The following is a 9,271-nucleotide window of genomic DNA, read 5'->3' as shown; positions in this document are numbered from 1 at the left end:
CCCCCGTCCCGGCCGCACTCCCCTGACCTGCGGCGCCGCTGCCGGGGGCCAGCCCCCGGACCCCCGCGCCTCAAACGCCGGCGAGGCTGTTCTTCAGCCCCTGCAGCGTGTGAGGAGCGGGTCCGGGCAGAGCCCGGGGAACGGTGGAGGGGCGGGGCGGGGAGAGCTCCGCGCAGCGGCACGTTCGGGGGGTCGTAGGGTCGGGGCATGAGTGAGCGGGCGGGCGCAGACGAGACGGTGCGGGAGTGGCGGGAGGCCGCCGGGCGGGCGGATCTTGTTCTGCTCGACGGGTTCCACGCACTGAAGCATGCCCTCCGCTTCGGCGCCGACGTACGGATGGCGCTGGCGGACGACCCCGCCGAAGTCCGCGCGCTCGCCGCCGGCCTGGCCCCCGACGTGGAGGCCGACGTGGCCCGGCTGGTGCGCCGGGCCGCGCTCAAGGAGCTGCTCCCCCGCGTGCACCCCACCGGGGTCGCGGCCCTCGCCGTACGCCCCGACCGGGCGGCCGGCCTCGCCGCGCTCGGGCGGCTGCCCAGGCCCGCGCCCGTCGTCGTCCTCGACAACCCCCGCAACCTCGGCAACGTCGGCGCCGTCGTCCGCCTCGCCGCCGGTTTCGGCGCCACCGGCGTGGTGACCCGCGGGGACCTCGACCCCTGGCACCCGAACGTGGTCCGGGCCGGAGCCGGTCTGCACTACGCCACCACCGTCGAGCGCCTCGCCCTGGACGAGTTCCCGCCCGGGCCGCTCTACGCGCTCGACCCGGAGGGCCTGGACATCCGCTCCCTCACCCTCCCGGACGACGCCCTGCTCGCCTTCGGCTCGGAGCGCCACGGGATCTCACCGGAGCTCCGGGACCGGGCCGACCACCTCGTCTCCCTGCCCATGCGCCCGCAGGTCTCCAGCTACAACCTCGCCACCAGCGTGGCCATGACCCTCTTCCACTGGGGCGGTCCGCCGGCCGGCGAAGAGGGCGGCGAGGAGGCCTAGCGCACCCCCGGCAAGGATCAGCGCGGCCGCGCCGAGCGTCGTCCCGTCCGGGTGGACCAGTGACTGGCCGCGCAGCGCCTGCCAGGTCAGCAGGGCGAGCACGGCCGCGTACACCGCCCCGGCCACGAAGACCAGCCGCACCCGCACCCGTTCGTCGCGCAGCCGGGCGAAGCGCGGGGCGAGCGCGGCCAGGACGAGCACGAGGAGCGGGAGCAGCTGCAGGGCGTGCATGCCGAAGAAGTGCGGGATGCGCAGGTCTCCGCCGGTGGTGGACCAGCCGGTGAGGAACATGCCGGGGCCGCCGTCGGGCACGCCCACGCTGTGCCCGCCGTTCTCCAGGACCTCGAGGCCGGACGCGTCGAGGCGCTGCTGCTCGGCGGTGGGCAGGGTCATCAGGACGGCGAGTCCGGCCCCGGTCAGCGCGAGGACCGTGGAGATCCGGATCGACCAGGTCGTGGCCCGGTCGGCGGTCCCGGCGCGCCAGAGCAGGGCGGCGAGGACGAGCGTGGCGAGCCACAGCACCACCACGGTGTTGCCCATGAGCGAGTAGACCTGGGTGTCGAAGGGCGTCGCGCCGTTGAAGTGGCTGCGCACTCCGCGCAGGACCTGCAGGGTGATCAGCACCATTTCGCCGGCGCTCGCGGCGACCACGACGGTGCCGGCCCACCAGGCGGTCCGGCGCAGCCGCCGCCGGTCCTCGCCCAGCAGCGAGATCATCCAGGCCAGGCTGAGGCAGTAGGCGACGAACGAGACCGAGAACTTGAAGGGCTTGGCCCAGATCGGCGCCCCCGTCAGCACGCGGTCGTCGACCAGGAGTCCGACGGCGGAGCCGAGCGCCCACACGGCCATGACCAGGGCGAACAGCACCAGTGGGCGGTGCCGGGTACGCCAAGAGGACATCATTCGTACCCCCGTAATGAATGGATAGCAACACTCTCCACTATCTGATAGTGCCACTATCTATGATGGGGGTGAACAGGTGAACAGGGCAAGCGGAAACAGGGTGAACACACGTGCGCATCGGTGAGTTGAGCCGGCGGACCGGGGTGCCGGTACCGACGATCAAGTACTACCTACGGGAGGGTCTGCTCCCTGCGGGGGAGCTGACGAGCCCCAACCAGGCCAGCTACGGGGACGTGCACGAGCGCCGGCTCCGGCTGGTCCGAGCGCTGCTGGAAGTCGGCGGACTCTCGGTGGCGGCCATCGGCGAGGTGCTCGCGGCCGTCGACGACAAGGAGCGGCCGGTGCACGAGCTGCTGGGCGCGGCCGCCCAGAGCCTGGTGCCCGGATACGGCGAAGGCGGCGGCAGCGGCGGTGCGGAGGACGCGGAGACCGTGCTGGCCCGGGCGCGGGTGGCACACCTGATCGAGTCGCGCGGCTGGCGCGTCGAGCCCGGCACCAAGGCCGTCGAGGCGCTGGTGGCCGCGCTCGCCTCGCTCGACCGGGTGGGGCACGGCGCCTTCGCGGACGTGCTCGACGACTACGCGGAGGCGGCCGAGCGGGTGGGCCGCGCGGACCTGGACTACACCGCCCGCCGGGTGGCCCGCGAGGACCTGGTGGAGGCGGTGGTCGTCGGCACGGTGCTGGGCGACGCGGTCTTCGCCGCCCTGCGCAGGATGGCCCAGGTGGACGCCTCCGTCCGAACCTTCGGGGAGGAGGCGTCCAGGGCCTGATGGGGAGGAGGACTACGCCTGGCGGCGGACCTCCACCACCCGGAAGCGGTTCGCGACGAAGGCACCGTCGCACAGCGCGGCATTGGCCGCGGGGTTGCCGCCCGAGCCGTGGAAGTCCGAGAACGCGGCGGTCTGGTTGACGTACACCCCGCCGGTCAGGTTCAGCGAGAGCTGCGCGGACTCCTCCAGGCAGACCTCCTCGATCGCCCGCTCGGTGTCCGCGGACGTCGTGTACGCGCCCACCGTCATGGCGCCCTTCTCCCGCACCGTGCGGCGCAGCAGGTCGAGGGCGTCGGCGGTGGTGTCCACGGCCACGGCGAAGGAGACCGGGCCGAAGCACTCCGAGAGGTAGGGCGCGTCCGGGTCCGGCTTGGCCGCGTCCAGCTTGACCAGGACGGGGGTGCGGACCACGGCGTCCGGGAACTCGGGGTTCACGACCTCCCGGGAGGCCAGCGCGACCTCGCCCAGTCCGGCCGCCGCCTCCAGCCGGGCCTTGACGTCCGGGTTGACCAGCGCGCCGAGCAGCGCGTTGGCCCGGGCGTCGTCGCCCAGCAGGCCGCCGACCGATGCCGCGAGGTCGGCGACGACCTCGTCGTAGCTCTTGTGGCCGGCGTCCGTGGCGATGCCGTCGCGCGGGATCAGCAGGTTCTGCGGGGTGGTGCACATCTGGCCGCTGTAGAGGGACAGGGAGAACGCGAGGTTCGCCAGCATGCCCTTGTAGTTGTCCGTGGAGTCGAGCACGACGGTGTTGACGCCGGCCTTCTCCGTGTAGACCTGAGCCTGGCGGGCGTTTGCCTCGAGCCAGTCGCCGAACTCCGTGGACCCGGTGTAGTCGATCAGCTTGATCTCGGGGCGGACCGCGAGGGCCTTGGCGATGCCCTCGCCAGGGCGCTCGACCGCGAGCGCGACCAGGTTCGGGTCGAAGCCCGCCTCCGCGAGGACCTCGCGCGCCACCTGGACGGTGAGCGCGAGCGGCAGCACGGCCCGCGGGTGCGGCTTGACCAGCACCGCGTTGCCGGTGGCGAGGGAGGCGAAAAGGCCGGGGTAGCCGTTCCAGGTCGGGAAGGTGTTGCAGCCGATCATGAGGGCGATGCCGCGCGGGACGGCCGTGAAGCTCTTGCCGAGGTTCAGCGGGTCCTTCTTGCCCTGGGGCTTCGACCAGTCGGCCTGCCCCGGGACGCGGGTCTGCTCCTCGTACGCGTACGCCACCGCCTCCAGGCCGCGGTCCTGCGCGTGCGGGCCGCCGGCCTGGAACGCCATCATGAACGCCTGGCCGCTGGTGTGCATGACCGCGTGCGCGAACTCGTGGGTGCGGGCGGAGATGCGGGCCAGGATCTCGATGCAGACCAGGGCGCGCGCCTCGGGTCCCGCGTCCCGCCAGGCGGCCATGCCGGCCTTCATCGCGGGCAGCAGCACGTCCGGGTCGGCGTGCGGGTACTCGACGCCGAGCTCCGGGCCGTACGGGGACACCTCGGCGCCCGTCCAGCCGTCGGTGCCGGGCTGGCCGAGGTCCAGCCGCGTGCCGCGCAGGGCCTCGAAGGCGGCGAGCCCGTCGGCCGGCGCGGTCTCGCCGTAGGCCTTGGGGTGCTCGGGATGCGGGGACCAGTAGGCGCGGCTGCGGATCGCCGACAGGGCCTGGTCCAGGGTGGGCCGGTGCTTGGCGGACAACTGGGGGACGGTGAGCTCGGCGGCCATCAGGGACCAACTCCTCGTTGAGCCGGGCGAAGGAGAGCAGACTGGAGTTAGAGTAACCGAACGATCGGTCGGGACAAGAGGGCCCGGCAGACCTGTGGACAAGTCGGTGCGGGAGGATCAGGACATGACAGCAATCGAGCGGTCCCGCACTGTGGCGGTCGTCGGCGCGGGCACCATGGGCCAGGGCATCGCCCAGGTCGCCCTTCTCGCAGGTCACCGCGTGCTGATCTACGACATCGACGCGACCCTCGCCGCCGACGGCGTCGGCTTCGTGCAGGACCGCGTCGAGCGGATGGCCGCCAAGGGCCGGCTCGACCGTGCCGAGGCCGAGGACGCGATCGGCCGGATCGGTTCGGCGGCCGCGCTCGGGGACCTCGCCGGGGCCGCCCTCGTCATCGAGGCGGTGGTCGAGAACGTCACCGTCAAGCAGGCGCTCTTCGCCTCACTCGAAGAGGTGGTTTCGCCGGACGCGCTGCTGGCCACGAACACCTCCTCCCTCTCCGTCACGGAGCTCGCCGCCGGGCTCGCGCACCCCGGCCGCTTCCTCGGCCTGCACTTCTTCAACCCGGCTCCGCTGCTCCCGCTCGTCGAGGTGGTCAGCGGTTTCGCGACCGACCCGGCAGCCGCGGAGCGCGCGTACCGCACCGTCCTCGGCTGGGGGAAGACGCCGGTCCGCTGCGCCGACACCCCCGGCTTCATCGTCAACCGGATCGCCCGCCCCTTCTACGCCGAGGCCTTCGCGGTGTACGAGGAGCAGGGCGCCGACCCGGCCACCATCGACGCCGTCCTCCGCGAGAGCGGCGGCTTCAAGATGGGCCCGTTCCAGCTGACCGACCTGATCGGCCAGGATGTCAACGAGGCCGTCACCCGCTCCGTGTGGGAGTCCTTCTTCCGCAGCCCCAAGTTCACCCCCTCCCTCGCCCAGCGCCGGCTGGTCCAGTCGGGCCGCCTCGGCCGCAAGTCGGGCCACGGCTGGTTCCCGTACGGCCCGGAGGCCGTCTCCGCGCAGCCGCACACGGCCGGACCCGAGGAGGCCCCGGCCAAGGTCACCGTGGTGGGCGACCTCGGGCCCGCCGCGGAGCTGGCCGACCTGCTGGAGGAGGCCGGGATCGCCGTGACGGCCACCGAGCACGGGGGTCCGTACATCCAGCTGCCCGGGGAGGGCCAGCTGGTGCTGGCGGACGGGAAGACCTCGGTCGAGTTCGCGGACGTCGTGTACTTCGACCTCGCGTTCGACTACCGCGGCGCCACCCGGATCGCGCTCTCCGCCAGCGAGGACACCAGCGAGCGGACCCTTGCCGAGGCGATCGGCCTGTTCCAGAAGCTGGGCAAGCAGGTCTCCGTCATCGGCGACGTCCCCGGCATGATCGTCGCCCGGACCGTCGCGATGCTGATCGACCTCACGGCGGACGCCGTGGCCCGCGGCGTGGCCTCCGCCGAGGACATCGACACGGCGATGCGGCTCGGCGTCAACTACCCCGTGGGCCCCTCCGAATGGCACGACCGGCTCGGCCGGGACTGGGCCTACGACCTGCTCCACCACCTCGACGAGCGCTGTCCCGGCGGCCGGTACGCGCCCTCGCTGGCGCTGTTCAAGCTGGGCTACGCCGCAGGTGACGAGGAGGAGGCCGAATGACCACGGCCAAGCGGGACACGTACACCCCCGAGACCCTGCTGTCCGTCGCCGTCCAGGTCTTCAACGAGCGCGGTTACGACGGCACGTCGATGGAGCACCTCTCCAAGGCCGCGGGCATCTCGAAGTCCTCGATCTACCACCACGTCGCGGGCAAGGAGGAGCTGCTGCGGCGCGCCGTCAGCCGCGCCCTCGACGAGCTCTTCGCGGTGCTGGAGGAGCCGGGCGCGGTCCGCGGCCGGGCGGTCGAGCGCGTCGAGTACGTCACGCGCCGCACGGTCGAGGTGCTGGTCTCCGAGCTGCCGTACGTCACGCTGCTGCTGCGGGTGCGCGGCAACACCCGGACCGAGCGCTGGGCGCTGGAACGCCGCCGCGAGTTCGACCACCAGGTGGCCGATCTGCTCAAGGCCGCCGCGGCGGACGGAGACCTCCGGGCGGACGTGGACATCCGGCTGGCCACCCGCCTGCTCTTCGGCATGGTGAACTCCCTCGTCGAGTGGTACCGCCCGCATCCGGGAACCGGCCAGGACCAACTCGCGGACGCCGTGGTCAGCATGGCCCTGGACGGCCTGCGCACCACCCGCTGACCCGGGGGTGCCACCCCCTCGGGCGAACGGTCGGGCGATTCTGTAACCTGAGCGGGATTTCGGTCTTGAGCGCGTTCAAAACCTCGCGTTCAGGACCATCGCACCGAACGAAAATGGGGGGACCGGTGCGCAGTCGCCGTCTCGTAGTTTCAGCTGCCGCGATCGTCGTGGCCGTCGTTGGTTTTCTGCCGGGCACGGCCCTGGCCGCGGATCCGTCCGCGCCGGGCGCCCATGCTGTCACCAAGCCCTTTGACCTGAAGAAGGCCGGAGCGTCCAACTTCCGGACCTTCACCAGCGGCGCCGACAAGTCCACTCGGAAGGTGACCTCCGCCGCCGCTCGGGCGGACGTCGTCGCCGCCGCGAACCCGGACCTGAAGGTCGCCCTGAGCGCCACGAACACCGGCGCGCACTCCCTCCAGCTGTGGGCGGAGGTCACGAGCGCCGATGCCGCACTCGAGGTCAGCGTCTCCTGGGGCGACGGGAAGGTGGAGAAGCTCGCCGCCTCCGGCTCCGCCCTGCTGTTGCCGGAGCACGTCTACGCCGAGGTCGGCGAGTACAAGATCAAGGTCGGCGTGAACGACGCCGCCAACAAGGTGTACGTCGAGAACGAGCTCGAGGTCGTGACGTCGGGTTCCGAGTTCACGCCGTACGAGCCCACGCGTCTGCTGGACACCCGGGAGGGGTTCCGCGCGCCGAAGGCCAAGGTCGCCCCGCACACCAGCGCCCGTGTGAAGGTCGGCGGCTACGGCACGATCCCGGCCGGCGTGCAGGCCGTGGTCCTCAACGTCACCGTCACCAACACCACCAGCGGCGGGCACATCACGGCCTACGACACGGGCAACCGGCGGCCGAACTCGTCGAACATCAACTTCGAGCCCGGCCAGACGGTTCCGAACCTGGTCGTCGTACCGGTCGGCAACGACGGCTCCGTGGACCTCTACAACGGCGGCTGGGAGTCGGTCGACCTGATCGCCGACATCACCGGCTACTTCACGCAGACGGCGGCCAACGGCTACACCCCCATGGCCCCGGCCCGCTTCGTCGACACCCGCGAGGGCCTCGGCACGAACAAGGGCCAGGTCCCCGGTCAGACGAGCTTCGGCACGCAGATCGCCGGCCTGCGCGGGGTGCCCCAGGGCGTCAAGGCCGTGGCGCTCAACGTCACGGTGACCGGCCCGAAGGAGGCCGGACACCTGATCGTCTACCCGAGCGGAGGCAAGATCCCGCTCGCGTCCAACGTGAACTTCACCGCCGGCCAGACCGTCGCCAACTCGGTGATCGTGCCGGTCGGCCCCGACGGGAGCATCAACATCCGCAACAACGCCTGGGCCGGAGCCGATGTCGTGGTGGACGTCGTCGGCTACTACAGCCCGGCCGGCCAGGGTGCCTTCATGCCGCTCTCGCCGATGCGCTGGCTCGACACGCGCGACCCCGAGGGCGCCATCAGCGGGGCCTACGGACCGATCGCCGGCCGCGACTACCTGGCCGTGCCGTTCTTCCCCGAGGACGGCGCCGTCACCGCGTACGTGCTGAATACCACCGTCACCAACACGGCGGGCGGAGGCTTCCTCTCGGTCGCCCCGGACCCGAACTCGGTGGAGCAGTACGAGAAGGGCACCGCGGTCACGCCGGCGCGACCCAGCGCCTCGACCCTGAACTGGACGAAGGGCAAGACCGTCCCGAACCTGGTCCAGGCGAGCGGGGGCCAGCACGGCATCGTCGACTTCTGGAACCAGGGCTGGGAGAAGACCGACCTCGTGGTCGACATCTCCGGCTACTACGAGAACCCGCTGATCCGCCCGTAGGCGGCGCGCACAGCGCCCCGGGAACGGCCCTCCAGGCCCTTCCCGGGGCGCTGTCGCACGTCCGGCCTACTCCTCGGCCAGCGCCGGGGGACCGCCCGCGCCCGGCCCGCCCGGTCCGCCCGGCCCCGAGTCCAGGAGATCCGTTTCCTCGAAGACCAGCAGGGTGCGCGTGGAGAGGACCTCCGGGATGGCCTGGAGGCGGGTCAGGACCAGCTCGCGCAGCGTCCGGTTGTCCGGCGTGTGCACCAGCAGCAGGACATCGAAGTCCCCGCTGACCAGGGCGATGTGGGCGGCCCCCGGAAGCTCGCGCAGCTGCTCGCGGACCGTCCGCCAGGAGTTCTGGACGATCTTCAGGGTGATGTAGGCGGATGCTCCCTGGCCCGCGCGTTCATGGTTGACGCGGGCCGTGAAGCCGCGGATCACCCCGTCGTCGATGAGCCGGTTGATGCGGGCGTAGGCGTTCGCGCGCGAGACGTGCACCTGCTCGGCCACCGACCGTATCGACGCGCGGCCGTCCGCCTGCAGCAGCCGCATGATCGACCGGTCGATCGGGTCCAGGGGACGGGGTGCGACGGGAGGGACTCCCGGGGCGCCGGGTGTGCCCGGTGCGCCCCCCGGTGGAACCGGTGCGGAACCTGCTCCGGCCATTTGTTCATCCGGCATTGCCCGATGCCTCCCTCTCCTGGACGTCCTGCATCCATCCCAGGGCCCCGGCGCCCGTTTGTCCACAGCCTGGAGTCGCCTGTAGCCAAATTGCGCGAACAACCGAACAATCGGTAGGTGAGGCGCCTCACACCCGAGCCGTCGCCCTGCCCGCTTCCCACGAGGAGGTGTACGCCGCCATGACGGTCCAAGAGCTGCCCGGTGCCGGTGCGTCCCACCGTCCCACCC

General features: G+C 72.0%; 7 protein-coding genes and 1 pseudogene. 5 read left to right on the top strand and 3 right to left on the bottom strand.

Annotation, left to right across the window (positions count from 1 at the left end):
- The first annotated feature begins 207 nt into the window (after positions 1-207).
- The gene (locus PV721_RS37295) at positions 208-987 is read left to right on the top strand and encodes an RNA methyltransferase (protein ID WP_319732357.1); all 780 of its coding nucleotides are present in this window, start codon (positions 208-210) and stop codon (positions 985-987) included.
- Here PV721_RS37295 and PV721_RS37290 read toward each other — a convergent pair.
- Positions 943-1,887: pseudogene (locus PV721_RS37290) on the bottom strand (hypothetical protein); the annotation flags it as partial. The gene PV721_RS37295 and the pseudogene PV721_RS37290 sit on opposite strands and share 45 nt — an antisense overlap.
- Positions 1,888-2,000: 113 nt before the next feature.
- Between PV721_RS37290 and PV721_RS37285 the strand changes: the two are divergent.
- A complete protein-coding gene (locus PV721_RS37285) occupies positions 2,001-2,660 on the top strand; it encodes a MerR family transcriptional regulator (RefSeq protein ID WP_319732355.1) in 660 nt (219 codons plus the stop codon).
- 12 nt (positions 2,661-2,672) lie between these two features.
- Here the strand turns inward: PV721_RS37285 and paaN are convergent, their stop codons facing one another.
- The gene (gene paaN / locus PV721_RS37280) at positions 2,673-4,355 is read right to left on the bottom strand and encodes a phenylacetic acid degradation protein PaaN (protein ID WP_319732353.1); all 1,683 of its coding nucleotides are present in this window, start codon (positions 4,353-4,355) and stop codon (positions 2,673-2,675) included.
- A 124-nt stretch (positions 4,356-4,479) separates the two neighbouring features.
- On the opposite strand from paaN, the gene PV721_RS37275 reads away from it, so the two are divergent.
- The 3 genes from PV721_RS37275 to PV721_RS37265 all read left to right on the top strand — a co-directional run bounded on the left by PV721_RS37275 (position 4,480) and on the right by PV721_RS37265 (position 8,380).
- Complete coding sequence (locus PV721_RS37275) at positions 4,480-5,991, top strand: 3-hydroxyacyl-CoA dehydrogenase (protein ID WP_319732351.1); 1,512 nt, start codon at positions 4,480-4,482, stop codon at positions 5,989-5,991.
- Positions 5,988-6,575, top strand: a complete 588-nt coding sequence (locus tag PV721_RS37270) for a TetR/AcrR family transcriptional regulator (protein ID WP_319732349.1) — start codon at positions 5,988-5,990, stop codon at positions 6,573-6,575. The genes PV721_RS37275 and PV721_RS37270 overlap by 4 nt, the downstream gene beginning before the upstream one ends.
- 125 nt (positions 6,576-6,700) lie before the next feature.
- Complete coding sequence (locus tag PV721_RS37265; RefSeq protein ID WP_319732347.1) at positions 6,701-8,380, top strand: hypothetical protein; 1,680 nt, start codon at positions 6,701-6,703, stop codon at positions 8,378-8,380.
- A 66-nt stretch (positions 8,381-8,446) separates the two neighbouring features.
- Here the strand turns inward: PV721_RS37265 and PV721_RS37260 are convergent, their stop codons facing one another.
- Complete coding sequence (locus tag PV721_RS37260; protein WP_416371260.1) at positions 8,447-9,043, bottom strand: Lrp/AsnC family transcriptional regulator; 597 nt, start codon at positions 9,041-9,043, stop codon at positions 8,447-8,449.
- Between the last annotated feature and the right edge of the window lie 228 nt (positions 9,044-9,271).

This window comes from Streptomyces sp. MB09-01, assembly GCF_033794505.1.
In the GTDB taxonomy this organism is placed as follows: domain Bacteria; phylum Actinomycetota; class Actinomycetes; order Streptomycetales; family Streptomycetaceae; genus Streptomyces.
Note: the sequence above shows the minus strand (reverse complement) of the source record. Positions and strands in the feature narration are given on the sequence as shown.

Bases quoted from the DNA above. Each gene is read 5' to 3' on its own strand.
- PV721_RS37295 (WP_319732357.1), top strand. From the start codon at position 208: ATGAGTGAGCGGGCGGGCGCAGACGAGACGGTGCGGGAGTGGCGGGAG.
- paaN (WP_319732353.1), bottom strand. From the start codon at position 4,355: ATGGCCGCCGAGCTCACCGTCCCCCAGTTGTCCGCCAAGCACCGGCCC.
- PV721_RS37275 (WP_319732351.1), top strand. From the start codon at position 4,480: ATGACAGCAATCGAGCGGTCCCGCACTGTGGCGGTCGTCGGCGCGGGC.
- PV721_RS37270 (WP_319732349.1), top strand. From the start codon at position 5,988: ATGACCACGGCCAAGCGGGACACGTACACCCCCGAGACCCTGCTGTCC.
- PV721_RS37260 (WP_416371260.1), bottom strand. From the start codon at position 9,043: ATGCCGGATGAACAAATGGCCGGAGCAGGTTCCGCACCGGTTCCACCG.